At 58.5% G+C, this 25,947-nt stretch carries 23 protein-coding genes; 8 read left to right on the forward strand and 15 right to left on the reverse strand.

From position 1 onward, the window contains the following. Nucleotides 1-3 precede the first annotated feature (3 nt). Genes C1Y43_RS03840 through argH form a run of 3 tightly spaced genes read right to left on the reverse strand, consistent with a single transcriptional unit; the run spans nt 4 to nt 3,097 of the window. Nucleotides 4-768: an amino acid ABC transporter ATP-binding protein gene (locus C1Y43_RS03840; protein WP_021508448.1), complete on the reverse strand. Its 765-nt coding sequence runs from the start codon at nt 766-768 to the stop codon at nt 4-6. A gap of 13 nt (nt 769-781) precedes the next feature. Next, complete coding sequence (locus tag C1Y43_RS03845; protein WP_021508449.1) at nt 782-1,660, reverse strand: amino acid ABC transporter permease; 879 nt, start codon at nt 1,658-1,660, stop codon at nt 782-784. A gap of 9 nt (nt 1,661-1,669) precedes the next feature. Further along, the gene (gene argH / locus C1Y43_RS03850; protein WP_058769494.1) at nt 1,670-3,097 is read right to left on the reverse strand and encodes an argininosuccinate lyase; all 1,428 of its coding nucleotides are present in this window, start codon (nt 3,095-3,097) and stop codon (nt 1,670-1,672) included. Between the two features lie 156 nt (nt 3,098-3,253). On the opposite strand from argH, the gene C1Y43_RS03855 reads away from it, so the two are divergent. After that, the gene (locus tag C1Y43_RS03855) at nt 3,254-4,225 is read left to right on the forward strand and encodes a LysR family transcriptional regulator (RefSeq protein WP_021508451.1); all 972 of its coding nucleotides are present in this window, start codon (nt 3,254-3,256) and stop codon (nt 4,223-4,225) included. Between the two features lie 144 nt (nt 4,226-4,369). On the opposite strand, the gene C1Y43_RS03860 is transcribed toward C1Y43_RS03855, so the two are convergent. Beyond that, the gene (locus tag C1Y43_RS03860; RefSeq protein WP_021508452.1) at nt 4,370-4,888 is read right to left on the reverse strand and encodes a GNAT family N-acetyltransferase; all 519 of its coding nucleotides are present in this window, start codon (nt 4,886-4,888) and stop codon (nt 4,370-4,372) included. Continuing rightward, a complete protein-coding gene (locus C1Y43_RS03865; RefSeq protein WP_058757823.1) occupies nt 4,885-5,448 on the reverse strand; it encodes a helix-turn-helix domain-containing protein in 564 nt (187 codons plus the stop codon). Before C1Y43_RS03865 ends, C1Y43_RS03860 begins: the two co-directional genes overlap by 4 nt. 152 nt (nt 5,449-5,600) lie before the next feature. On the opposite strand from C1Y43_RS03865, the gene C1Y43_RS03870 reads away from it, so the two are divergent. Next, nucleotides 5,601-6,335, forward strand: coding sequence for a MerR family transcriptional regulator (locus C1Y43_RS03870; RefSeq protein ID WP_031279872.1), 735 nt, complete (start codon nt 5,601-5,603; stop codon nt 6,333-6,335). A 167-nt stretch (nt 6,336-6,502) separates the two neighbouring features. Here the strand turns inward: C1Y43_RS03870 and C1Y43_RS03875 are convergent, their stop codons facing one another. Genes C1Y43_RS03875 through C1Y43_RS03890 form a run of 4 tightly spaced genes read right to left on the reverse strand, consistent with a single transcriptional unit; the run spans nt 6,503 to nt 10,240 of the window. After that, the gene (locus C1Y43_RS03875) at nt 6,503-7,234 is read right to left on the reverse strand and encodes an ABC transporter permease (protein WP_058757824.1); all 732 of its coding nucleotides are present in this window, start codon (nt 7,232-7,234) and stop codon (nt 6,503-6,505) included. Then, nucleotides 7,234-8,169, reverse strand: a complete 936-nt coding sequence (locus C1Y43_RS03880) for an ABC transporter ATP-binding protein (protein WP_104187056.1) — start codon at nt 8,167-8,169, stop codon at nt 7,234-7,236. Before C1Y43_RS03880 ends, C1Y43_RS03875 begins: the two co-directional genes overlap by 1 nt. After that, the gene (locus C1Y43_RS03885; protein WP_104187057.1) at nt 8,162-9,328 is read right to left on the reverse strand and encodes an ABC transporter permease; all 1,167 of its coding nucleotides are present in this window, start codon (nt 9,326-9,328) and stop codon (nt 8,162-8,164) included. The genes C1Y43_RS03880 and C1Y43_RS03885 overlap by 8 nt, the downstream gene beginning before the upstream one ends. Nucleotides 9,329-9,331: 3 nt before the next feature. Further along, on the reverse strand, nt 9,332-10,240 hold the full coding sequence (locus C1Y43_RS03890) for an ABC transporter substrate-binding protein (RefSeq protein WP_104187059.1): 909 nt from the start codon (nt 10,238-10,240) through the stop codon (nt 9,332-9,334). A gap of 217 nt (nt 10,241-10,457) precedes the next feature. Between C1Y43_RS03890 and C1Y43_RS03895 the strand changes: the two genes are divergently transcribed. Further along, nucleotides 10,458-11,924 carry an MFS transporter gene (locus tag C1Y43_RS03895; protein ID WP_104187061.1) on the forward strand — a complete coding sequence of 489 codons (1,467 nt, stop codon included), beginning with the start codon at nt 10,458-10,460 and terminating at the stop codon, nt 11,922-11,924. Nucleotides 11,925-11,955: 31 nt separating this feature from the next. Here C1Y43_RS03895 and idi read toward each other — a convergent pair whose 3' ends face one another. Then, nucleotides 11,956-12,489 carry an isopentenyl-diphosphate Delta-isomerase gene (gene idi / locus C1Y43_RS03900; protein ID WP_021508461.1) on the reverse strand — a complete coding sequence of 178 codons (534 nt, stop codon included), beginning with the start codon at nt 12,487-12,489 and terminating at the stop codon, nt 11,956-11,958. A 193-nt stretch (nt 12,490-12,682) separates the two neighbouring features. Then, on the reverse strand, nt 12,683-14,578 hold the full coding sequence (locus C1Y43_RS03905; protein ID WP_104187063.1) for a methyl-accepting chemotaxis protein: 1,896 nt from the start codon (nt 14,576-14,578) through the stop codon (nt 12,683-12,685). A 397-nt stretch (nt 14,579-14,975) separates the two neighbouring features. Here C1Y43_RS03905 and C1Y43_RS03910 point away from each other — a divergent pair, with 397 nt between their 5' ends. Both C1Y43_RS03910 and C1Y43_RS03915 read left to right on the forward strand, forming a co-directional pair. Beyond that, nucleotides 14,976-16,388, forward strand: a complete 1,413-nt coding sequence (locus C1Y43_RS03910) for a hypothetical protein (RefSeq protein ID WP_104187064.1) — start codon at nt 14,976-14,978, stop codon at nt 16,386-16,388. Between the two features lie 43 nt (nt 16,389-16,431). Continuing rightward, nucleotides 16,432-17,004: a hypothetical protein gene (locus tag C1Y43_RS03915; protein ID WP_104187066.1), complete on the forward strand. Its 573-nt coding sequence runs from the start codon at nt 16,432-16,434 to the stop codon at nt 17,002-17,004. A 158-nt stretch (nt 17,005-17,162) separates the two neighbouring features. On the opposite strand, the gene C1Y43_RS03920 is transcribed toward C1Y43_RS03915, so the two are convergent. After that, on the reverse strand, nt 17,163-17,897 hold the full coding sequence (locus C1Y43_RS03920; RefSeq protein ID WP_104187068.1) for a sulfite exporter TauE/SafE family protein: 735 nt from the start codon (nt 17,895-17,897) through the stop codon (nt 17,163-17,165). Nucleotides 17,898-17,997: 100 nt separating this feature from the next. Between C1Y43_RS03920 and C1Y43_RS03925 the strand changes: the two genes are divergently transcribed. After that, complete coding sequence (locus C1Y43_RS03925) at nt 17,998-18,891, forward strand: LysR substrate-binding domain-containing protein (RefSeq protein WP_104187070.1); 894 nt, start codon at nt 17,998-18,000, stop codon at nt 18,889-18,891. A gap of 51 nt (nt 18,892-18,942) precedes the next feature. Here the strand turns inward: C1Y43_RS03925 and C1Y43_RS03930 are convergent, their stop codons facing one another. Continuing rightward, the gene (locus C1Y43_RS03930; RefSeq protein ID WP_104187072.1) at nt 18,943-20,052 is read right to left on the reverse strand and encodes a suppressor of fused domain protein; all 1,110 of its coding nucleotides are present in this window, start codon (nt 20,050-20,052) and stop codon (nt 18,943-18,945) included. 226 nt (nt 20,053-20,278) lie between these two features. On the opposite strand from C1Y43_RS03930, the gene C1Y43_RS03935 reads away from it, so the two are divergent. After that, nucleotides 20,279-20,572 carry a hypothetical protein gene (locus C1Y43_RS03935; protein ID WP_021508469.1) on the forward strand — a complete coding sequence of 98 codons (294 nt, stop codon included), beginning with the start codon at nt 20,279-20,281 and terminating at the stop codon, nt 20,570-20,572. On the opposite strand, the gene C1Y43_RS03940 is transcribed toward C1Y43_RS03935, so the two are convergent. Next, complete coding sequence (locus tag C1Y43_RS03940; protein ID WP_058775313.1) at nt 20,563-21,441, reverse strand: oxygenase MpaB family protein; 879 nt, start codon at nt 21,439-21,441, stop codon at nt 20,563-20,565. The two genes, C1Y43_RS03935 and C1Y43_RS03940, sit on opposite strands and share 10 nt — an antisense overlap. Before the next feature lie 181 nt (nt 21,442-21,622). Next, complete coding sequence (gene bglX / locus C1Y43_RS03945) at nt 21,623-23,920, reverse strand: beta-glucosidase BglX (RefSeq protein WP_104187074.1); 2,298 nt, start codon at nt 23,918-23,920, stop codon at nt 21,623-21,625. Between the two features lie 155 nt (nt 23,921-24,075). Between bglX and dld the strand changes: the two genes are divergently transcribed. After that, the gene (gene dld / locus C1Y43_RS03950) at nt 24,076-25,785 is read left to right on the forward strand and encodes a D-lactate dehydrogenase (RefSeq protein WP_104187076.1); all 1,710 of its coding nucleotides are present in this window, start codon (nt 24,076-24,078) and stop codon (nt 25,783-25,785) included. Nucleotides 25,786-25,947 lie beyond the last annotated feature (162 nt).

Below are 25,947 nucleotides of genomic sequence, written 5' to 3' on the forward strand. Positions count from 1 at the left end.
ACGTTAAAGAAGAATCGCGTTGATAAAGTTTTTCATCCGTGGGTTTTGCGGGTTCAGCAGAATCTCTTCCGGTGCGCCCTGCTCAATAATGCGTCCCTCATCCATAAACACCACCTGGTTGGCGACCTCACGCGCAAAGCCCATTTCGTGGGTCACCACCAGCATGGTGGTGCCTTCTTTTGCCAGCTGGCGCATCACCGCCAGCACTTCACCGACCATCTCCGGATCGAGCGCCGAGGTCGGTTCATCAAACAGCATCAGTTTGGGTTTCATCGCCAGCGCGCGGGCAATCGCCACGCGCTGCTGCTGACCGCCGGAGAGTGACTGCGGATAGTCGTGCGCTTTGTGCGCCAGTCCGACGCGATCCAGCAGCGCCATCGCCTCTTCGCTGGCCTCGCGTTTCGGGCGCAGCAGCACGCGACACGGCCCCTCGATGATGTTCTCCAGCGCGGTCTTGTGCGGAAACAGGTTGAAGCGCTGAAATACCATGCCGGTCTGCAGCCGCTGGCGCGCAATCTGTTTGTCACTCAGCGGATGCAGCTTGTTGCCGGCAATGCGATAGCCCGCCAGTTCGTTGTCGACCCAGATGCCGCCCTGATCCACTTTCTCCAGCTGGTTGATACAGCGCAGAAAGGTGCTCTTACCGGAACCCGACGGGCCGAGAATGCACATCACCTCGCCGTAGTTCACTTCCAGGCTGACGTCCTTCAGCGCGTGGAACTGATCGAAATATTTGTTCACCTTGACGGCGCGCACGATGTTTCTCATCTCTCACTCCCGGTTACTGGCGACGACGATGGCCGCGTGAGAAGTAGCGTTCCAGCTGGCTCTGTCCGAACGACAGCAGCGTCACGATAATCAGGTACCAGATGCCCGCCACAAACAGCAGCTCCATCACGCGCGCGTTGGCGAAGTAGATGGTTTGCGCGTTGTACAGCAGCTCGGAGTACTGAATCATGCTGGCCAGACTGGTGGTTTTGATCATGCTGATGAACTCATTGCCGACCGGCGGCAGAATCACCCGCATCGCCTGCGGCAGAATGATGCGCTGCAGCGCCTGCAAACGCGGCATGCCGATGGCTTTGGCGGCTTCATACTGACCGGTATCCACCGATAACAGCCCGGCGCGTACCACTTCTGAGGTGTACGCGCCCTGATTGATGCTCAGGCCAAGCAGCGCGGCGAGAAACGGCGTCATCACCGTGACGGTTTGCACGCTGAACAGACCGGGAATGCTGATGGTGGGAAACACCAGCGCCAGGTTGAACCACAGCAGCAGTTGCAGAATCAGCGGCGTGCCGCGAAAGATCCACGCATAGCCCACCGCGATATAGTGCAGCACCGGATTGGGCGACATGTACATGATGGCGGTGATGACGCCAAACAGGATGCCCAGCGCCATCGCCAGCACCGACATAATCAGCGTGTTAACCACGCCGTTAAGAATTGCCTGCGCGGTAAAGAACTGGCCGACGAACGACCACTCAATATTGCCGTGCGCAAAGGCGTTAACCAGCAGCGCCAGCAGCACGAGGATCACTGCCGATGCGGTGATGCGGCCATAATAGCGGCGCGGCACCACCTGATAGCGATCGAGATCGTAATGGGGCTGGACGCGGCCATTGTTGACCGATGGTTCAACCGGTGTGGTGTGTGACATAGGCTCTCCTCAGGCGCGCGGTCCGGCGTAATCATCGGCCCAGCGCTGCTGGTCCTGCATCAGGGTTTGCAGACGGGCCAGCTGCTCGCGCACCCGTGCCGGTGCGGTGCCGCCGTAGCCGCTGCGGGCTGCCAGCGCCGCTTCCAGCGTTAATGCCTGACGCACCTCGGGCGTGAGCCGTGTATCGACGCCGTGCAGCTGCGCATCGCTGAGATCGGCCAGGCCGCAGTTTTCGCGTTCACACAGCTGCACCAGCTGGCCGGTAATCTCGTGCGCCTCGCGGAACGGCACGCCGCGCATTGCCAGCCAGTCGGCCACTTCGGTCGCCAGCGTAAAGCCATCCGGCGCCTGCTCGCGCATCACCTCAGTATTGAATTTCAGCGTCGCCATCATGCCGGCCATGGCAGGCAGCACCATCAGCAGCGTGTCGACCGCATCAATCACGTTACGTTTGTCGTCGCTGAGATCGCGGTTGTAAGAGAGCGGCATGGCTTTCATGGTGGTCAGCAGCGCCATCAGGTTACCGACCAGCCGGCCGCTGCGGCCGCGCGTCAGCTCGGCAATGTCCGGATTTTTCTTCTGTGGCATGATCGAACTGCCGGTGGCGTAACTGTCGTGCAGCTCCACCCAGCGGAACTGCCGTGACGCCCACAGGCACACCTCTTCACACAGCCGGGACAGGTTGATGCCGATCATGCTGGTGACGAACAGGAATTCCGCGGCGTAGTCGCGGCTGGCGACTGCATCGATCGAGTTTTCGCACGGTGCCAGATAAGCGAGATCGGCAGCGGCCAGCTGTGGCTGACGCGCAATTGCCGAACCGGCCATCGCCGCTGCGCCCAGCGGACAGCGTGCGCTGCGGCGATCCCAGTCCTGCATACGCTCGATGTCACGCGCGAAGGATTGGGCATGCGCCAGCAGCTGATGGCCAAACACAATCGGCTGCGCCTGCTGCAGATGGGTGAAGCCGGGCGCGACGCTGTCGGTGTGTTGCGCGGCCTGCGTCACCAGCGCCTGCTGCAGCTGCAACAGCGCGCTCACCAGCTTGCGGCCGTTATCCCGCAGGTAGAGACGCAGATCGTTGACGGTCTGATCGTTGCGTGAACGGCCGGCACGCAGCTTGCCGCCCAGCGCGCCGAGGCGTTCTGTCAGCGCGCGTTCGATGAAGGTATGCACGTCTTCATCGGCGGCAATCGGCTGCAGCTGGCCAGCGCGATAATCGGCGTCCAGCGCGTCAATCGCCGCCAGCATGGTATCCAGCTCGTCAGCACTCAATAGCCCGGCACGCGCCAGCTCGCGCGCATGGGCGCGGCAACCGGCGAGGTCGTACGGCGCCAGCGCAAAGTAATAATCCGGGCTACGCGACAGCGCGGTTAAACTGGCTGCCGGAGCCGCTTTAAAACGTGCGCCCCATAACAGTTCGGCATTCTCAGACATGCTATTTCCCTCACAAATCAGCCGCAGCAATATGAAAAAGTTTGGATTCAGCCGGCAGCGATAATAAAAACTTATTTTATTGCCACGCTGGCAAATAGGTGGTATTTCAGATTCACTGTACTTTCACCGCAATTATTCCGGAGTTGAATAGCAAAAATGGAAAGTAAAGTTTCCCAGTCTGGAAACAATGCGAATAATCGCGGCGATAATGCGGTTCTGGCGCTGAGTAATATCGACTTAAAATTGCTGCGGGTATTTAAATGCGTAGTGGAAGCCGGCGGATTAACCGCTGCCAGTCACGAATTAAATATTGGCCTGGCGGCGATCAGTAAACAGGTTTCTGACCTGGAGATTCGGCTAGGCATGACGCTGTGCAGCCGCGGCCGTGAAGGTTTTGAGCTGACGCAGTACGGCATCAATGTTTATCAGGCCACGCTGGAGCTGTTCGTATCGCTCAACCTGTTTCGCGAGCGGCTGCACAATAGTCGCAACGAGCTGCTGGGCGACATCGCGATTTGCGTGGTGGATAACACCATTAGCGATCCGCACTCACCGGTCACCAGTGCGGTGCAACAGTTGCACCAGAAAGCGCCAAAGGTGCAGATTCGTCTGCAGACCGCACAGCTGGATGATATTGAACGCGGCATAAGCGAAGGGCGTTTTCATTGCGGCATTGCGCCCGTGTATGAAATGAAAAATGAGTTTGATTACTTCGAACTTTATAAAGAATACGCAAAATTATATTGCGCTGCGTCACATCCTCTCTATTGCGGATCTTGCGATAAAAATATTTCGGTGGATGTATTACGTCAGCAGAAAATTATTAATCATTTATATGTTACCCCACGCGATGAACGCCGCCTGATTCCGGTGCAGGAGAGCGGTGTGCAGGCGGTGCAGGTGGAATCGGTGGCGATGCTGATTTTAACCGGTCACTTTATTGGATATTTACCGGAACATTATGCCGCTCCGTTTATTGCCCGCGGACAATTGTGTGAGCTGGGCGATGACACGCTGCGGCGCGAAACCGCATTTTGTCTGGTGATGAAGAAAGGCCGGAAAATAAATCCGATCATCCGGCTGTTTATGCAGGCGCTGGGGTTGAGCGATGCGGCGGCGGCGCACTGATTTGGTGCGTGTGACCGGGTTTCTGCTGGTACGGGATGGGAAAGTGCGTGCTGATGCCCTCACCCCGGCCCTCTCCCACCGGGAGAGGGAGACGCAGCCTGCGGACAAGGGAGAGGCGGCGTCCGGTAACAGCAACCAGAACGCTTACGTCAGCCGCTTATACATCACCGTGGTAGCATCCAGCTCGCCGGCCGTGGATTCGGCATAGTACGGAATCGAACCCGCCACCTGCCAGCCGAGCGACAGATAGAGCGCGCTGGCAACATCGCCGCTGCGCGTATCCAGCACCAGCAGCGTTTTCCCCTGCTGCTGCGCCAGCTGTTCGGCACGTAACATCAGACGGCGCGCAATACCCTGACGTCGCGCACGCGGATGCACCAGCAGCTTGCTGATCTCCGCGCGATGGCGGCCGTTGGGCATACTGCTGAAGCCCAGCATCACCGTGGCTACTATCTCGCCCGCTTGCCAGGCCACCAGCAGCTGGTTATCGCCGCTCGCCAGGCTGTAAATTTTGTCCTGCCAGAAACGCGCCATCACTGCGCGATCGTCCGCGTCAATGAAGCCGACGCTGGCACCGTCTGCCACGCAGCCGTGCAGCACCTCACACAGTGACGCCAGCAGCGGCTGCGCCTGGGTGGCGCTGAGAGAGTCGATTTCAATCATGGTTTGCACACCACCAGAATGTAGCGCGCGCCGCCTTCGGCATGCGCCTGAAAAGAGGAACGTCCGCTGAGGTGGAAGCGCAGGCAATCGCCGGCCTGAAGCGTCCAGCTCTGCGTCTCCATGGTGAGGGTCAGCTCGCCCGACTGCAGCCAGATATGCTGTTCCAGCCCCTGTACCGGCGGCGCATCATAATCAATGCGCGCGCCAGGACGCAGCACGCCCTCCACCAGCTCCGCTTTAAACTGACTGGCCGGCGGCGAGACGTTGCGCCGCTGGAAGCCGCTGAGCGTGTCCTGCCAGACCGGCTGCTGCTCCGCTTTCAGCAGCAGCGCCGCTTCTTCTTCTACTTCGCTGAGCAGTCGCGACATGGTTAAACCGTAGGCCACGCACAAGCGATTAAGCAAAGCGGCGGTAGGGCTGGTCTCGGCGCGCTCAATGCGCGACAATGATGCCCGGCTAATGCCGGTTGCCAGAGCCAGTTCATCCAGCGACCAGCCGCGCTGCAGGCGTAATTCCGCCAGACGTGCCGCAAGCCGATCTTCCGTATTTAGAGCAGACATCTTTAACCTCTCATTTTCGGGAAATAAATCTCACATAAGAGATAAAGCCCGAAATCGTGCAGTGGGTCAAGTTGTACAATAAAATAATCATTGTACAAGCTCACTCTGGCGGTTAAGGTGTTGTTATGCAGGTCAGAATTTTAGAGGATGCCATGGCCTTATACAGTATCGGTGATGTTGCCGAGCGCTGTGGAATTAACCCGGTAACCCTGCGCGCCTGGCAGCGTCGTTATGGATTGTTAAAGCCGCAGCGCACTGAGGGTGGTCATCGACAATTTGATGATGAAGATGTTCAGCGGATCGAAGAGATCAAACGCTGGATAGAGAGCGGTGTGCCTGTTGGCAAAGTCAAAGCCCTGCTTGAAGGAGAGACCTTCAACGTGCATGACGGCTGGACGGCGCTGCAGGAAGAGCTGATGAGCGTGCTGCGCCACGTGCGCGCCTCCAAACTGCGCACCAAAATCGCCACCATTGGCCGTGAACACCCGGTCGATGCGCTGATTGACCACGTTTTTGTACCGGTACGCCAGCGTCTCGGGCTGGATCAAAATACCGCCCGCACCATGTGCAGTCTGCTGGACGGCGCGCTGATTGATTATGTCGCGTTCTGTCTGGCAGGCGCGCGTAAAAAAGCCGGCAAAGATGCCTTAATGATTGGCTGGGGCGTAGAAGATCGCACCCGCATCTGGCTGGAAGCCTGGCGCTTAGCGCAGCAGGGCTGGCGCATTGATGTGCTGGCAGAACCACTGGATATGCCGCGTCCGGAGCTGTTTCCCGGCCAGCATCTGTTTATCTGGACCGGTAAAAAGCCGACGCGCCGCCAGCTGGAGCAGTTCGAACACTGGCAGGCTCAGGGCTTCTCGATTCACGTCCACGAGCCCACCTGAAAAATCGCACATGCGGCCTTTGCCTTACCGCATGTGCGCGTTATCATGCCGCACTTCATGACTTTTCTCAGGTTTACCTATGAACTGGAATAAAATTCTCATTGGCACCCTGTTTGCCATCATGGCGATTGGCGGCATGGGCGGCATGATGCTGGTTGGCTACAGCCTTATTCTGCATACCCACTGAGTGCGTGCTGCAACCGCTCCAGCAGCCGGTCGCAGATCAGCGCCAGCAGCGCCACCAGCAGCGCGCCCTGAATCACATAAGCGGTATTGAAGCCGCTCAGACCGATAATCACCGGCGAACCCAGACTCTCCGCTCCGACGGTTGAGGCGATGGTCGCGGTGCCGATGTTGATCATCACAGAGGTGCGCACGCCTGCCATAATCACCGGTGCCGCCAGCGCCAGCTCTATCTGCCACAGACGCCGCCACGGTCCCATTCCCAGACCGACGGCGATCTCACGGCTGCTGGCCGGCACGCTGTCCAGTCCTGCCAGCGTGCCCTGCAGAATCGGCAACAGCCCATACAGAAACAGCGCCATCACCGCCGGCGCAGCGCCAAAGCCCATGACCGGCACGGCAATCGCCAGCACCGCCACCGGCGGAAAGGTCTGACCGGCAGCCGCCAGCGTCTCCAGCAGCGGGCGGAACGCCCTGCCGCCGTGACGGGTAGCGAAGACCGCACAGCCAACGCCCACCACAATCGCCAGCGCGCTGCCGCTGATCACCAGCAGCAGATGGGCCAGCGCCAGCTGCCAGAAACTCTCCTGCTGGTACAGCGGACGCTCCAGCTGTGGAAACCAGTGCGCAAACAGCGGCGCACTGTGCGGTAACCCCCACAGCAACAGTAGAAATACCCCCAGCAGCCAGTAGAGCGGATCGCGCAGCACTCGCATCAGCCCGCCTCCTGCTGTTGCAGCAAATCGCTAAAGTGCAGCACGCCCAGCGGCTGCTGATGCTGATCGACAACCGGTAATTTGTCGGTGCGGCGCGCAATAAACTGCGACAGCGCCTCGCGCAGCGTCAGCCCGGCAGCGATCGGTTCCGCCTCCAGCCACTCACCGCGCCGTGCCGCACTACCGGCCCGTCCCAGCGCCAGCAGACGCACGCCCAGCTCGCTGCGGCCAAAGAACTGGCGCGCGAAATCACTGGCAGGCTGCGTCAGCAGGTCAATCGGCCGTCCCTGCTGCACAATCTCTCCGCCGTCCATCAGCACCAGCTGATCGGCGAGAGTTAACGCTTCGTCGATATCGTGCGTCACCAGCACCACAGTGCGCCCCGACAGCTGCTGAATGCGCAGCATCTCCTGCTGCAGCGCCTGCCGGTTGACCGGATCGAGCGCGCCGAACGGTTCATCCATCAGCAGCAGTTCCGGGTCGGCCGCCAGCGCGCGCGCCACACCAACACGCTGCTGCTGGCCGCCGGAGAGCTGGTGCGGATAGCGCGACGCCAGCTGACTGTCGAGATTGAGCAACGCCAGTAGCTCCTCAACCCGTGCGGCAATTTTTTCCCGCGGCCAGCCGAGCAGCGACGGCACGGTGGCGATATTTTTGGCCACATTCCAGTGTGGAAACAGGCCGATGGACTGAATGGCATAGCCAATGCGCCGCCGCAGCGCGCGTGCATCCATCTGCTCGATCGGCTCACCGGCAAAACGGATTTCGCCGCTGTCATGCTCAACCAGCCGGTTAATCATCTTCAGCGTGGTGGATTTACCCGAGCCTGACGTGCCGATCAGCACGGTAAAACTGCCCTTCTCAATCTTCAGCGACAGGTTGCGAATCGCCTCTTTACCGGCGAACGCTTTGCTCACCTGATGAAATTCAATCATGTCCTCTCTCCAGCAGCGCCGACAGCAATCGCAGCAGCGCATCGAATATCACCGCCAGCGCCACCACCGGAATCACGCCCAGCAGCACCAGATCCAGCGCGCTGCTCAGCAGTCCCTGAAACACAATGGCGCCGAAACCGCCGGCTCCAATCAGTGCGGCGACTACCGCCAGCCCGACGGTTTGCACCACCACCACGCGCAGTCCGGAGAGCCACACCGGCAGCGCCAGCGGCAGCTCGGCGTGCCAGAACTGCTGCCAGCTACTCATGCCCATGCCGCGCGCGGTTTCACGCACCTCCTGCGGCACCTGCTGCAGCCCCGCAACCACGCTGCGCACCAGCGGCAGCAGTGCATACAGCACCAGCGCAATCAGCGCCGGCGCGACGCCAATCCCGCTGATACCGAGGCGCGCCAGCTGCGGAAAATGCGCCGCCAGCCCGGCCAGCGGTGCAATCAGCAGGCCAAACAGCGCCACGGACGGCACGGTCTGGATCAGATTCAGCACGCTGAAGGCGGCATGTTGCCAGCGGGTGCGACGCGCGATGGCGAGTCCCAGCGGCAGACCAATCAGTAAGGTGGGCAGCAGCGTGCCGCCCAGCAGCAGCAGATGCTGGCTGAAAGCGGCGTTAAAGACAGCGGTGCGATTGCTGTACTCTTTCAGCAGCGACAGCGCGTCCAGCTGACCACTCAGCAGCAGTATCAGCGGCGGCAGCCACAGTTGCAGATTAAGCAGAATACGCAGCGGCGTCTGCTGGCTAAGCTGGCGAATCGCTTCGGCTGCCAGCAGCAGCGCTAATCCTGCCGCACACCATAGGCCGCTGCCCAGCGCGGTGCGCGCCAGCGGGCTGCCGCTGCGGGCCAGCTCACTGGCGGCGTGGCCGCCGATGCCAATCAGCAGGGCGAACAGTAGCTCCGCGCCCAGCAGCTGCGCCAGCGCCGCACCGCGTCCCGGCGGCCACCACAATCCCAGCCATAGCCATAACAGCGGCAGCAGCAGCAGCCAGCCCGCCGTTACCTGCCATAGCATCAGCGGCTGTCCGGAGACCAGCCGGTTGGCCGCATAGCTCAGCAGCGGTAGCGCTCCCAGCGCCAGCGTGATCAGCAGCGTCAGCACCAGCAGCACCGGCTGCTGGCGCGGTCGGTTTATCCGTGACAGCACCGCTTACAGCAACTTATTCTGCTGCAGCCACTGCTGCGCCACCTGGCTGGCGTCCTGACCGTCAACGGCGATTTGCGCGTTGAGCTGCTGCAGGGTTTTCTCATCCAGCTTGCTGAATACCGGCTGCAGCCAGTCGGCAATCTGCGGGTACTGTTTCAGCACGCTGGCGCGGATCACCGGCGCGGGCGCGTAAATCGGCTGTACGCCCTTCGGGTCGCTCAGGGTTTGCAGGCCGAGCGCCGCGACCGGGCCGTCGGTACCGTAAGCCATCGCCGCATTGACGCCGGACGTTTGCTGGGCGGCCGCTTTGATGGTAACGGCGGTGTCCCCGCCAGCCAGCGACAGCAGCTGTGACTGGCCCAGCTTGAAGTTGTAGGCTTTCTCAAACGCCGGCAGCGCATCGCTGCGCTCGATGAACTCCGCCGACGCCGCCAGCTTAAAGGTGCCGCCTTTTTTCAGGTAAGCGCTGAGATCGTCGAGTGATTGCAGGTTATTCTGCTGCGCGACATCGCCGCGCACCGCAATGGTCCAGGTGTTGTTAGCCGGTGCTGGCGTCAGCCATACCAGATGATTTTTCTCTGCATCGAGCTTTTTCACCTTCTCATAGCCCTGCTGCGCGTTTTTCCACGCCGCGTCCTTCTCATCATTGAAGAAGAACGCCCCGTTGCCGGTATATTCCGGATAGATATCCAGCTCACCGGCGGTGATTGCGCCGCGCACCACCTGCGTGGTACCGAGCTGGATTTTATTCACGGTTTTTACCCCATGCTGGTTCAGCACCTGCAGAATAATGTTGCCGAGCAGCGAACCTTCAGTATCAATTTTGGAACCTACCTTGACCGGGTCCGCTGCCTGCACGGCCCCGACACTCATCGCGAATGCGATCATCCCCAATAAACCCTGCTTAATCATGGCGCTTTCCTCAGCATTATTTTCTTTCAGTGATTATCAAGCGTAGCCTGGCGAAACGGGATGGGTGCGGTCAAGCGGCGCAATTCGTTCTTTTTCTGCTATCCGTTGCCGGTTTTATAGAACGCTTTGGTTGCACTTATAACCAAATAGAATTTTTCGCATCCGTGGCGCGGCTTATGCTCATAGCCCCACTCTTTACAATAAATCACACAACATCATGTCTGACTTAACTTCTTCGGCGCACGTGGCGCTGGCAGGGAATACGCCGCAGGGCGAGACGCAGTGGATTCGCAGTGCAGCCGACGTGACGCGGCTGGTCAACAACAGTAATGCCTCGCGCAGCAATGCGCGCATCGTCATCGCCATTGCGCTGGGCGGGGTTTTTCTCGATGCCTACGATCTCGGTGCGCTGGCCTTCGGTATTAAAGATGTCACGCGCGAATTCAATCTGACGCCCGCCGGCACCGGCATGGTGGCGTCGGCTATCACCTTTGGCGCGATTGTTGGCGCGCTGATCGGTGGCTATCTCACCGATAAAATTGGCCGCTATCGGGTCTTCATGGCCGATATGTTCTTCTTCGTGGTGGCGGCACTGGCCTGTGCCTTTGCGCCGAACGAGTACGTGCTGGCGGCGGCGCGCTTTGTGATGGGGCTCGGCGTCGGCATCGATCTGCCGGTGGCGATGGCGTTTCTGGCGGAGTTTTCCCGACTGCGCGGTCAGGGCAATAAGGCCGCCAGCGTCGCGATGTGGTGTCCCACCTGGTACGCGGCGATCAGCATCTCCTATCTGCTGGTGCTGCTGCTGTATGCGGTGCTGCCAGAGAGCCATACTGACTGGCTGTGGCGGCTGATCCTCGGCTTTGGCGCGGTACCGGCGCTGTTGATCATCGCCATCCGCAGTCGTTACATGAGCGAATCACCGATCTGGGCAGCAAATCAGGGCAACCTGCAGGGTGCAGCGGCAATCCTGCGGCGGTCATATAACATCAACGCGGAGGTCGCGCAGGATGCCGATCTCACTGCCGCACAGCCAGTACGTAAAGCCAGCTGGCGCAACTATGGCGCGCTGCTGCAAGGCGTTTACCGCCGCCGTACGCTGCTGGCAACGATAACCTCGATTGCCTCGTCGTTCGCCTATAACGCCGTGGCCTTTGGCCTGCCGGTGATCATCTCCAGCTTCCTCGCGCAGTCGATGCTGACCACCATTCTGGTCTCGCTGGCGCTTAACCTGCTGTTTGCCTTTGTCGGGGGGCTGCTGGCGGTACGGCTGGTGCCGCGGCTGGGCGCATGGAAGATGTCGGTAGCCGGTTACACCTGCCAGTGTGCGGCGCTGCTGGGCCTGGCGCTGATTGGTCGCCCGGCCGGCGGCGAGGAAGCGGCCCTGGCGATTGCCATGCTGGCGCTGTTCCTGTTCGGTCAGGGATTTGGTCCGGGTTCGCATACCATGACGTTTGCCTCGCTGAGCTATCCGGCTTCGCTGCGTGGCGTGGGCGTCGGCTTTAATCAGACGCTGATGCGCGCCAGTTCGACGGTATCCCTGTTTGTGTTTCCGCTGCTGGTCGCGGCGTTCGGCACCGGCGTGTTCTGGGTGATCCTGCTCGCACCGCTGGCCGGATTACTGGCGCTGCTGGCGATTCGCTGGGAACCGTCAGGCTATGACGTCGATGCGGAAGATTTTCAGTAAGCGGATAACGCCTCAGCGATGAGGCGTTGGCTCAGGCGGTGAGGCGGAAATCGCCCAGCGTGTTGGGGATGCGCGGAAAAGTGTGCAGGAACCACGGCGTGAATTTTGCCGGATTGTCGCGCATCTCCTGCTGAATCTGGTCGACTGAGCGGTAACACCAGTCGTCAGCCTCATCAAGGTTGAGCACCGGCACTTCGTCACTGATGGCGAAAAACACGTGACCGTACTCATGTTCGATCAGGCCGTTGCTGAGCGGCAGGTTATAGCTCAGTTCAAACACCGGCGTTAACGCCAGATCCAGTCCCATCTCTTCACGCAGGCGGCGCTCAGCCGCATCGCGCGTCGGCTCCTGCGGGTAGGGATGGCTGCAGCAGGTATTGCTCCACAAACCGCCGCAGTGATACTTGCTTTGCGCCCGGCGCTGCAGCAACAGTTCATGGCGCGAATTGAACACGTAAACCGTTACCGCACGATGCAGCAATCCTTTCTCATGCACTTCCAGCTTTTCCATCTTGCCGGTGGGACGATCGAGGTGGTCAACGAGGATAACTTCAATGGCGGGCATGACAACTCCTTCGGAAAAATCCCCACTATTGTACACAATAGCGGAAGCGGCAGCGGAGAAAATCGCGCACATTCCGTGCGCTGGCGCGATAAGCAGTAAGCTTAGCAGCCAGCGGATAATTCTGGAGAATAAGGCAGGAAAAAGCGTGACAGCGGCGCAAAAAACGCGCCGCTGTGCTCTCTGACGGGATGAATTACAGTTTGAAGCCGTGCACCACCTGCTCAAGCTGCACGCTCTGCTCTTCCATGGCGCGCGCCCCTGCCGAGACCTGCTCCACCAGCGCCGCGTTCTGCTGGGTGCTGCCGTCGAGCTGGGTAATCGCCACGTTCACCTGTTCGATCCCCATGCTCTGCTCACGGCTGGCGGACATGATTTCGCTCATCAGCGTTGTAACGCTGCTGACGCCCTGCATCAGCTCGTCCATGGTTTGTCCGGCCTGCTCCACCAGCTGGCTGCCGGTGTCGATATTAGCTACCGACTCTTCAATCAGCTTCTTGATTTCGCGCGCAGAGTTAGCAGAACGCTGCGCCAGATTGCGTACCTCCGAAGCCACCACGGCAAACCCGCGGCCCTGTTCACCGGCGCGTGCCGCTTCTACCGCCGCGTTGAGCGCCAGAATGTTGGTCTGGAAGGCGATGCTGTCGATGACGCTGATGATATCCACCACCTTACGCGAGGAGTGATGGATTTCACCCATGGTGCTGACCACCTGACGCACCACTTCACTGCCGCGCGCCGCGACCTGGGACGCGCCATCTGCCAGCTGGTTAGCGTGCGTGGCATTGTCGGCGTTCTGACGCACCGTGCCGGTCAGCTCTTCCATCGACGCGGCGGTTTGCACAATGGAACTCGCCTGCGATTCAGTCCGCGCCGAGAGATCGGCGTTGCCGCTGGCGATTTCACGTGAAGCCGCGGTAATCGCCAGTGCGCTGTCGCCCACCTGGCGCATCAGCCCCTGCAAATGGGCGATGAACTGGTTAAAGCTTTGCGCCACAGCGTTGAATTCCGGGCTATTGCTGGCCGGCAGACGCTGCGTCAGATCCGCACCACCGGTCGACAGCGCTTCGATGTTTTGATGCAGCAGATTCAGGCGTTTCATCATCGCGCGGACAAAGCCAAGCAGCACCAGCAGCAGCAGAATCGCCAGCGGGATCTGGACCAGGCCGAGACGGGTCAGCATGCTGTGCGTCTGCGCATCCAGCAGCGCGGACGGCACGTCGCTGGCCAGATACCATGGGCTGCCGGGAATGGCCTGCAGGAACAGCGTGTGCTCGCCATCTTCTCCGCTGAAGGTGGTTTGCGACGGCTGAGAACCGGCCTGTGCCAGCAGCCCTTTCAGCGCCGCCGCCATTGGCAGCTGGGTATCAGCCAGATTTTCCAGCTTCGGCGTACCCTCCAGCAGCGCGGCATTGCCGACCACTTTGCCGTCCGCTTCGACAATCAGTACGCGGCCATGAATCGCCTCACCCATCTGCTGCGCCAGCTGGTTGAAAAAGCCGAGCGTGACGTCAATGGTTGAGACGCCCCAGACAGTGCCGTTACGGTAAATCGCCATCGCACAGTTGGTGCGCGGCTGCGGGCTGGCGGCATCCTGATAAGCCTTCGCCCACGCGCACTGGCCTTTTTCTGCGGCCATGCCATCTTTGTACCACGGCTGCTCCCAGTATTTGTCGGCAGCATCGGAGTTCCAGTAGGTGTTGACCTGCAGCTGGTTGCTGGCGTTACGCGCAAAGAACGAGCTGTCTTTCTCTTTCGCCGGATCGCGCCGGTTGGGTAACGGCCAGATACCGCCGCCGAACACGTTGCTGTCCTGATACTGGTTAACCAGCGCCGGCAGCAGCGTATCAATGGCGGCGCTGTCCATCACGCCCGCCGCTTCGGTAATGGCACGCTGCTGCGCCTGCACGCGGTTCATCTGCTCGACGATACGCCCGGCGAGACCATCCACCTCATAGCGCACCAGCCGGCTTTCGTTTTGGCTAAGCTGCGGTGCGATGAACTGGTTAATCACCAGGACGGTGACCAGCATAAGAACAACGAAGAATGCGACTAAAGTCGCGGTAAAACGGGATTGTGTGGTTTTTAACATCGGTGTGCCCTTACCCTGGTGTGGCGAGTTGCCTGATCGAGGTTAACGGCTTGTTACAGAGGAACTTGAGGTGCGCCAGATCACAAAATGGTTAACTGATTGAATAGCGTGACCATAAGAGCGCTTATTGTCACCGGCCTTACCCTGCCCCCTTTCTGACCGCTCTGGTGTTAACTTCCGTGCCAGTCGCTACGCCGGGCTTTCGGCCTTCAGTTCGCCGTCCGGAATCGTCCTGAAAGGGAATATGGCGCAAGCGCTGGTTCCTTTGTGTTGTGCTAACAGCGGACGTACTCGCCCCACGTATAGTGCATTTCTAAGCTGCCCACGCACAGAGCCTAAAAATTTGCTGCAAGATGCCGATACCTGAACTTCTTAATCAATATATGAAGGACCATATATGTACTTCGTACGCTCTTTAATTCGTCCGCTTTCTTTGCTGTCTCTCCTGCCGTTTTCTTGCGTCCAGGCTGCAGATATGCCCGAATTAACAGGTGTCATCACGAATCCCTTTTCCGTTACCCGCATCCACGATCGGGTAAATTTCATGGTGTCGTTAAACTTCAATAACGGAAAAACGGCGCAACAATGGCGGTCGATTGATTGCAAACAGGGCAAAGCACAGCTCCTGTATAAGGATCTGTTAAATGATAAGGGCTTTACCATCGCTCGTTATTACGGTAACAGCTATCTCCGGTATGCGCCTGCACAGGATGATCAGCAAATTACCGCAGACGATATCCACAAGGTGTGCAAACTCCCCATAAAAGAGGCTCGGTGGGAAAAGTTATCAGCCACGTCTGAAATCGGCACCACCAAACTGGTCGATGTGAATAGCATTCAACATACTGGCGATATTTTATCGGTTCGTCTGGGATATGATTACGCAGCTATCATCTGGGAACCGCCTTACGATGCGCCGCTGGGATTAAAAACAGAACACTACCTGTACAACTGTAAAACCCATCAGGGTGCTGTAATTGCTGCCATGAATTTCGACAGCGAGGGGCGCGTTACAGATTCACTCATCACTGCTGATCTTGTTCGCCGCAAAAGTAGCTTCAAAATTGATACTCAGATGACACAACGTTTCGATCAGCTCTGCCAGTTACCCGCAGGAAAAAAGTTTACCGCTGAAGGACATTTTGTGTCCGCTGCGAATAAGCCAGCATCCACGTTGATGGGGCCATTAATGCCAGACCTGAGTAAAAATAATTCGCAGTGGCTGGATAAGTATTCTCTTTCTGCTGAAATTGAACGGCAGGCACAATCACTGATTAACCCCTGGGCGCTGCCACGCTTCAAACAAATCCGTTATACCGAAGTAAGCACGCTCGGTAAGGTTGAAGTGCAGCTGGATGCACAGCCAAATGGTTATGTACGTAAGCTGGAAGATTACGGTATCTGGAAGGTGCAACGTTTGACGCTGGCTAATCAGTTGCAGCTTAAGTTCACCATGTCCATCAGCACAGGCGCATCACTCCTTAATAAGTTGCAGACGGATCTGCGTTTTCCGCTAGTAACGGGTCAACAATATCAGGCGCAATGGGAGAGTATTGACTCCGATAAAAAAATTACGTCTTCAGGGTTACGCTGCAAGGTAACCTCGATGGGAGACGCAAAGAGCATTGCGGATGAATTTAGCGGCAAATATCTCTTAGTCGAGTGTCAGCAAACTGATTCAGGACAAGTGGGTAGCCGTGTCAGACTCGCCTGGCTGCAGGATCTCAATGTGTTCGTGACCGTTGCTATGCAGGTAGGTGATAAGCCGGAAAGCCTGGTGAAACTGGAAAATGTAAGTGTAATACGTTAATCAGCAGGCAGGCACACAGCATTTATTATTTATGGTATCTGAAATGAGTGAATTTAAAGATTTTGAGCTTGTAAAGGAATCACTGTTAGAGTTTATTAAAAAAAAGGAAGTAAAAGCCAGATTTGCCCATGTCGTGGCCAATGAGTACAACGACTGGGAAAAATGGTTTCAAATTGAGTTTGAATATTTCCTTTTGAATGAGAAGGGTTTTCACACCAGAAGGGAGTTGAAGGCGAAATCTGATCAAAGAAGCAAACTCAATCGTTTTTACATGTTTGTCGATTTGATTTTCAGAAAACCTAATACTGCAAAGGATCAGTACATCTACCTTGAATTTAAGCGGGCAATAAAAGCGACAACATTAGTCAAAGGAATGTTGCACGACATATCCAAAGTGAATTCGATCGTTAAATCACACTACATTGAGACTGAAATTAAGCAGCGTTCATTTTGGTGTGTGGGTTTTTATCACTCTTTCCATAAATTGACGGTTGACCGTGCACAGGAAGAGATCAAGCAATACTCCAAAAGCTTTCACGAACCGGTGTATCTATGCTCGTGCCGGGGCGCATCGCATTATGATGAATGCCCAAAAATCGGCGTAGTCATCATCTGACAGGTCTGTTTCCAGCGTACCTGAACCTTGCATAACTGACTCATCACAGCATCGCGCGAAAAGTATCCGTTGCCTATTGCAACTATGACTTCTCGTTGCGATGCCGATGGGGCTGACCCGTTACGTTTAAATTATTTCAAGGGTGATAAAGATTAATTTCATGGTGCTCCTGACCAGGCATTAACGATTAATCCTGCGCCGGAAATAAACAGAATGGCGTCTATCAGCACGGCAAATTGTGTGACTGACAGTCTCTGGACTATCACCTTCGTGCTCAGGGTGCCCAGCATAATGCCACTGCCCACTAACAAACCGGTGAGTACAACCTGCATTGAGAGCGCCTGCTGGAAGGCGAACGTACTGACCTTGCTGAAATATAACAGCAAGGCACTCGATGCTTCCGTGCCAATAAATGCGCCACGACTCAATCCATAGGCGGTAAAAATCAGCACGCTCACCGGTCCGGTGGAAAGAACCAGTCCGGTCAGAAAACCCACCACGCCACCACAAAGCCCTAACTGCTTTATCGAGAGTGTCCAGTGACTGTTTTTCAGGTTGCGTCTGACCAAAATCATCACCCAGAAAAACAGACCCAGCGCACCATCAATGATCCAGGCGGGTAAAGAGAGCAGCACATGTGCGCCTAACGACGCAGCTGGCACGCCAGGAAGGCTATAGGCCAGAGTGGCGCGCCAGTCGATTTCACGCCACCAGACCGCGATGCGCGAGAGATTTCCCAGGATTGCGGCGATAGCCATGACCGGCATCGCCACTCTGGGGCCGAAATTGCTGACCATCAGCGGTAGTAGCAGTAACGAAGAACCGGTGCCGATGATGCCACTCAGCGCTCCGGAGAGGATCGCGATCAGCGTCACAAAGAGATAATCACCCACTGACTTTCCTCATTTTCAACGGCAAAGCACGCATCTTAATGAGGGAGATTGGATCATAATATCGATAAATATTGCCCACTCCTGATACTAAAAGTCACAGATGAAAAAACGCAACCTGCCGCCGTTGAATGCATTGCGGCTGTTCGAAACGGCCGCGCACGCCAACAGCCTGAGTGACGCGGCTGAGGAATTAGGGATGACCCACGGTGCCGTTAGCCGCCAGATCAAATTGCTTGAAGAGTGGCTGGGGCAACCGTTATTTGAACGCCAGGGACAGCGCAGCGTGGCGGCGGAACATGCCCGGGCTTTTGCCGCAGAGATCAGCACCGCTTTTGACATCATCAGCGATGCTGCGGTGCGCTTTGGCAAAACACCCAACACCCGCACGATACGCGTCAATGCGCAAACCACCTTTGCGATGCACTGGTTGATCCCGCGCCTGCCGGCATTCCATAGCCAATATCCTGACATTGAAATCTCGGTATCCACCTCAAACAGTTCGGAGGTGAAAGGGCTATCTGGCTTTGACGTATTGATTCGCCGGGATGCGCTGAACAAACCTGAATGGCGTTACTTTGAGAAGAAAGCGTTATTTGAGGAAAAGCTCACCCTGATTGCCGCGCCGAAACTGTTAGCCAGAAAAGCGCTGAACACCCCTGCAGACCTGGCGGCTCACGTTGTCGTGTTATCCAGTACGCGGTCAGGCGAGTGGGAACGGTGGATGAAGCAGGCTGGCGTCGGGGAGGTGCGCCCGGAACGTTTTCAGCGATTCGAACACAATTATATCAGCCTGCAGGCGATTATTGATGGCGTCGGTGTGGGTATCGGTGGAATACAAATGCTGGGACATGATCTGCAGGGCAACCGGCTTGTCACCCCGTTAGCTATTGAGGCGAAGGGGAGCCGCTACGTGGCGTTAATTGCGCCTGATGTGGACAAATCATCCTCGCTAAACCGCTTTGTCGCATGGCTGGAACGGGAAGCATGCGCTTAATACCCGCCTGGTCGCTGCCAGAGGGGTATGTCGGGGCTTTTTCGGCAGGCACTACGGTGCGGACTCCACCACTTCCTGGCGCGGACGGAACACGTGATCGCTGCCCTGCGCCAGCAAACGCTGCAGCAGCTGCTGGCCGCCGCGATCGTCCGCCTGGGCAAACAGCCGCTCGGCTTCGGTGATCGGCGTCGCCCACAGCAGATTTGGCCGATCGCCGTCGCGCTTCGGCAACCGCAGTTGCGCGTTTTCGCCCGCCAGTCCGTTGGCCAGCAGGAAGCTTTCAAAGCCGACCGGCGCGACTTCCGACGCCAGCGTGTGACCTTCGCCAATCCACGTCAGCCGCGCCCACGGCAGATGAGCAAACTCCGCCAGCGCGCTGGCCATCTGTACCGCGTTGGCCTCGGTCATCACTTCGCCGTCCACCGCCATCGCCAGCTCTACACGCCGGTACTGCGGTGCCAGCTCATCAAACAGATAATCCACCTGCGGCATCGGCCGGATACTCATGCCGAGCGTGAAGAAATACCACACGCCGTTATGCCAGTGCTGCGAAATCGCCATCGGCGGCCAGTTGCCCTGATCGATGGCGTAATATTTTACCGACTCACCAAACTGCGCCTGGTAACGCTGCAGCAGCTCGCTCTGCACGCGATCCCACTGCTGGCCATCGTGCCAGTCACGCCAGAAATGACGCTGCTGTTCGGCGCGCGCGTAGTAATCGTTGGTGGAGGCTGAACCGAGCGGCGCGGTGAGACGGTTCTCTTTGATGCAGCCCGCCGAGAAGCTGACCTGCTTGTCCTGATACAGGCTCCAGCCGGGGATTACCGCCAGCAGCTGGCCGTAATACCACAGCGCGGCACCGTCGTCGCTGGGCTCCCACAGAATCTGCAGGCCGGCCGGATCGAGCATCGGCTCCGCTTCCAGCGTGCGGCAATAGCTGGCGCTGAGCAGCGGCGCAATACCCTGCTCCATCGCTTCGCGATCTTCCTGCGCCGGTGCCGGCAGCAGATTGCGCAACCAGCAGCCGCGCACGGCGTACTGACTGCGGAACAGGTCGTTCGGCCAGATATAAAAATAGGCGGTACGCGCATCCTGTTCGACGATGGCGGTTAAAGTGTATTGCTGATTCGGCACCTCAGCAATCAGAGGTTGGTGTGTCATAACGCCTCGACAATGCCTGGAGGGATCCATTTTCCCCGAGAATAGAGCAGGATCGGCACTCGCGCCATGTGACACAAGGGTAAAACTCTCAAAGTGCGCCAGGCCATCGTTCAGCCCGGCTTAAGAATGGTGGGGGCAGCGGCGGCGAAGCTTCAGATTTTTTTGCGATTCTTTTACCGCTTCGCATGCTATTGTCAGCGCACTCTTCTGTTGCGGAGCTGTCGTCATGGTGCTGCAAACCCTCGATCTCAATCTGCGCGAAATCGTGATTCTCGCCCTGCTGCTGTGGCTGTTTGTCCGCTATACGTGGGTGATGGCAGCCCTGACGCTGAACGTCGGTGCCATCGCGCTGCTGGTGCTGCTGCCGCTGGATATCTACTACACGCTGGTGCCGCTGGCGCTACTGGGCGTTGGCCTGGGCATGCTGCTGCATCACTATCAGCAGCGCCAGCTCCTGCTGAAACGCGAGGCGCGCACGCCGCGCAGCTACACCAGCAAGCAGGATGAATTTCACCTGTAACGCGGATCGCGCCCCATGCGCTGCATGGCACGCGCCCAGGCGCCACGCTGGATTGACCAGCGCAACAGGGCGGCAATCAACGCGATCTGCTTATCAATCCGCCATTGCGCCACTGGCCCGATCGGCTGTTGCATCAGCTGTTGCGCCCAGTCCGGCAGCAGACCACAGCCAGCCCGCAGCATGACGCGCATCGCCGGTTTCGCCTGCCAGCTGGGTGCTGGCGCATTAAGCAGCAGCTGCATCACTTCGTGAGTGCGCGCATCGTAAACCAGCTCTGCCCGCATCGCCTGTAAATAGGCCTCAACCGCCTCTACGCTTTTCGGGACCTGCTGCGCACCAAGCGCTTCCGCTACCCGCGCCGCTTCGGCGTAATAACGATCGCGATCGGCGAGGCTGAGCTGCGGATTTTTGTAACGCAGATGCGCGGCCAGGAAGCGGCTGGTTTCTGCAACGTGCACCCAGGTAAGCAGATGCGGATCGCTGGCGGCATAAGGTTTGCCGGTGTTATCGATGCCGGTGACGCGCAGATGGATGCGTTTGACCCGCTCAATCAGGGTATGCGCATCGGCGGTGTTGCCGAAGGTGGTGACCGCGATGAACTGGCTGGTGCGCCGCAGCCGGCCGAGCATGTCCTGGCGGAAACTGGAGTGATCCCACACGCCCGCCAGCGCCGCCGGATGCAGCATCTGTAGCATCAGCGCGCTGATGCCGCCGCACAGCATCGCGGGAAAGTCGCCGTGCACCTGCCAGATGATGTGGTCAGGGCCGAACAGGCCGGGATCGCCCGGCGGTTGAGAGATGTCAAATTCGTTGAGCGACAGGCCGTTAAGGCGAAAGACCTGCTGTTCAATGCGGTGGCGGAGATTCATTTGTTCGTTCTTGCGCTAATGACCTTTCCCTCACCCCAGCCCTCTCCCGCGCGCGGGAGAGGGGGCAGTCCGCTGAAGCTGGCAGGTCAGAGGATAATATCCGCTAAAAGTCGGTTTGATCGGTTCCCTCTCCCGCCGGGAGAGGGTTAGGGTGAGGGAAACCAGGATAACAAACCCTCAATTACAAATAATCGAACTGCGCATCCTGGGTTCTGACTGAATCCAGACCGATCATCACGTTGAATGTGCCCGGCTCGGCGACGTGCTGCATCTTCTGATTCCAGAACTTCAGCGCATCGACATCAATCTTAAAGCGCACGGTCTGCGACTCGCCGGCCTTCAGCATAATGCGCTGGAAGCCGCGCAGCTCCTGCACCGGACGGCTGATACTGGCGACCGGATCGTTCAGGTACAGCTGCACCACCGTGGCACCATCGCGTTTGCCGGTATTCGTCACCGTCACGCTGGCTTCGACCGTGCCGTTACGCGGCATGGTCGGGGCAGACATCTTCACCGGCGACACGCTGAACTGGGTATAGCTCAAACCATAACCAAACGGATAGAGCGGACCGTTGACCGCGTCGTAGTAGTGCGAGGTGTACTTGTTCGGCTTCTCGAAATTGTACGGACGGCCGGTTGGCAAATGATTGTAATAAATCGGAATCTGCCCGACCGAGCGCGGGAATGACACCGGCAGTTTGCCCGATGGGTTGTAATCACCGAACAGCACATCGGCGATGGCGTTACCGCCCTCGGTACCGCTGAACCAGGTCTCCAGCATCGCATCCGCCATGCGGTCTTCATTCACCAGCGCCAGCGGACGGCCATTCATCAGCACAATCACCAGCGGTTTCCCGGTGGCTTTCAGGGCCGCCAGCAGCTTCTGCTGGCTCGGCGGGATCACCAGGTCGCTGCGGCTCGACGCTTCATGCGCCATGCCCTGCGCCTCGCCCACGGCCGCCACTACCACGTCCGCTTTTTTCGCCTGTGCGACCGCTTCGTCAATCAGCTGCTGTGGCGAACGGGCATCGACGCTGACCGCCTGCTCATACAGGTTGAGGAAGTTCTGGATACCTTTGTTATCAGAGATATTGGCCCCTTTGGCATACAGCACGGTGCCTTTGCCGGCCATGGCGCTGCGCATGCCCTGCAGCAGCGAGACAGATTGCTTCGCCACACCCGCAGCCGACCAGCTGCCCATGATATCGCGCTGGCTATCGGCCAGCGGTCCCACCAGCGCCACGGTGGCCTCTTTCTTCAGCGGCAGGGTTTCATGCCAGTTTTTCAGCAGCACCATACTGCGGCGCGCCACGTCGCGCGCTTCCGCCCGGTGCAGGCGGCTTTCCGCATTGGTGTCCTGCGGATCGCTGCCTTTCGGACCGAGATGGCTGTACGGGTCGTTGAACAGGCCCATGTCATATTTAACGTTGAGCACGTGACGGGCCGCATCATCGATTTCCGCCATGCTCACCGCGCCGCTTTTCACCAGCCCCGGCAGGTATTTGCTGTAATACTCGTCGCTCATACTCATATCGATGCCGGATTTCAGCGCAATACGCACGGCATCCTGCGGATCGCTGGCGACGCCGTGTTTGATTAACTCTTTGATGGCACCGTGATCGCTGATGGTGATGCCTTTGAATTTCCAGTCGTTGCGCAGAATATCTTTCAGCAACCAGCTGTCGGCGGTGGCCGGCGTGCCGTTCAGCGAGTTGAGCGCCACCATCACGCCGCCGCTGCCGGCATCCAGCGAAGCTTTATACGGCGGCAGATAATCCTGGAACAGGCGCTGCGGACTCATGTCGACGGTGTTGTAATCACGACCGCCTTCTACTGCACCGTAAGCTGCAAAGTGCTTAACGCTGGTCATGATGGCGTAGCGGTCGGCGGCACTCTTGCCCTGCATGGCTTTGACCATCGCACTGCCCATCTGCGAAGTGAGATAGGTATCCTCGCCAAACCCTTCAGAGCCGCGGCCCCAGCGCGGTTCGCGCGACACATCCACCATCGGCGCCCAGGTCATGTTGAGGCCGTCGTCTGCCGCTTCATAGGCTGAAATGCGTCCCACTTCGCTAACGGCTTGCAGATCCCAGCTGGCGGCGAGGCCAAGCGGAATCGGAAAAATAGTGCGCTGGCCGTGCACCACGTCATAGGCAAAGAACAGCGGCACCTTCAGGCGGCTGAGCTGCATGACCTGATCCTGCATGGCGCGGATATCCGGACGCGTTACCGTGTTGAAAATCGCCCCGACCTGGCCGTGCTGAATCATGTCGCGAATCGCCTCTTTTGGCGTATCCGGACCGACGCTGATCAGGCGCATCTGCCCGATCTTTTCATCCAGCGTCATTTTGCTCAGCAGCTGATTAACAAAGGCGTCGCGCGCCTGTTCCGTCATTGGATGGGGGCCGAACAGGTCGTCCGCAAACGCGGGTTGCACGGCAAGGGAAACAGCGAGGCTAACAGAGTAAATCCATTTCATCAGGTCGGGTTCTCTTAAGTAACTGCGCAATATCGAAATAACCGGGGCAGTGTGCCACAAGATGAGGATAGCAGGTAGCCGCCATTGTCACACTGCGCCCCCGCGGCCGACGCGTGCTACAGTAGAAACGCCACGTTAACGACAAGGATAGGCTAATGAATAACAACACCTCACACCCTGCCCTGCTGTCCGAGCTGCGCCGTCTGGTCGGCGCATCACAGCTGCTGACCGACGCGGAGCAGACCGCGCGCTATCGTAAGGGTTTCCGTTCCGGCGAGGGCGATGCGCTGGCGGTGGTTTTCCCCGGCTCGCTGCTGGAGCTATGGCGCGTGCTGCAGGCGCTGGTACAGGCCGATGCCATCGTGCTGATGCAGGCCGCCAATACCGGCCTGACCGAAGGTTCAACGCCCAACGGCAACGATTACGATCGCCCGGTGGTGATCATCAGTACCCTGCGTCTCGACAAACTGCAGCTGATCGACGGCGGCAGGCAGATTCTCGCCTTCCCCGGCAGCACGCTGTATCAGCTGGAGAAAACCCTTAAACCGCTCGGGCGCGAGCCGCACTCGGTGATTGGCTCCTCGTGCATCGGCGCCTCGGTGCTGGGCGGCATCTGCAATAACTCCGGCGGCTCGCTGATCAAACGCGGCCCGGCCTACAGCGAAATGGCGCTGTTTGCGCAGGTGGACGCCGACGGCAATCTCCGGCTGGTCAACCATCTGGGCATCGACCTCGGTCATTCGCCGGAAGAGATTCTCGGCCGGCTGGACGACGAGCGCTGGCAGCCTGATGATGTGCGCTGGGATGCGCGTCATGCGTCCGACCACGAATACGCCGAGCGGGTGCGGGACATTCATGCCGATACGCCGGCGCGTTTCAACGCCGACCAGCGGCGCCTGTTTGAGGCGTCAGGCTGCGCCGGCAAACTGGCGGTGTTTGCCGTGCGGCTCGACACCTTCCCCACCGAGCCGAAGCAGCAGGTGTTTTACATTGGCACCAACGACCCGGCGACGCTCGGCGAGCTGCGTCGCCACATGCTGGCGGAGTTTACCCATTTACCGGTCGCCGGTGAGTACATGCACCGCGATATTTTCGACATCGCCGAGGTCTACGGCAAAGACACCTTTGTGATGATTGATAAACTCGGCACCGATAAGATGCCGCTGTTTTTCACCCTCAAAGGCCGGGTGGATGCCTGGCTCAGCAAGCTGAGCTTCGTTAAGCCGCACCTGACCGATCGCCTGCTGCAATGCATCAGCCGCTGGTTCCCGGCGCACCTGCCGAAGCGCCTGAAGCAGTATCGTGACAAATACGAGCACCACCTGATGCTGAAGATGTCCGGCGACGGCGTGGCCGAGGCGCAGACGTATCTGCAGGAGTATTTCCGCGAAGGCGGCGGTGAGTTCTTTGCCTGCGACGCCAAAGAGGGCGCGCACGCCTTTCTGCATCGTTTTGCCGCAGCCGGTGCCGCCGTGCGCTATCACGCGGTGCACGCTGACGAAGTGGAGGATATTCTGGCGCTGGACATTGCGCTGCGCCGCAACGATCAGGAGTGGTTTGAGCGCCTGCCGCCGGAGTTTGATAACGATCTGATTCATCGCCTTTACTACGGCCACTTCTTCTGCCACGTGTTCCATCAGGATTACATTGTGAAGAAAGGCGTAGATGCCCATGCGCTGAAGGAGAAGATGCTGGCGATCCTCGCGGCGCGCGGCGCGGAGTATCCGGCAGAGCATAACGTTGGCCATCTGTATGCGGCCAAACCGCAGCTGCAGGCGTTTTACCGCCAGCTCGATCCGACCAATACCTTTAACCCGGGCATCGGGAAAACCAGTAAGCAAAAAGGCTGGGCGGTGAAAGCCTGAAGGGATTAACGCTGTCCCGGTGGCCATAAATGGCCACCCTACAACCGTCGGGTCGGCATTGATGCCGCCCCCGAATTCACCATCACGTTCCACAGACGTGTAGGGTCGGCATTCATGCCGACCTGGATTCACCACCGCGTGCAATTATGACCCAAACCGTTG

Origin of the sequence: Pantoea sp. ICBG 828 (assembly GCF_002928355.1) — a bacterium.
Lineage (GTDB): Bacteria > Pseudomonadota > Gammaproteobacteria > Enterobacterales > Enterobacteriaceae > Pantoea > Pantoea dispersa.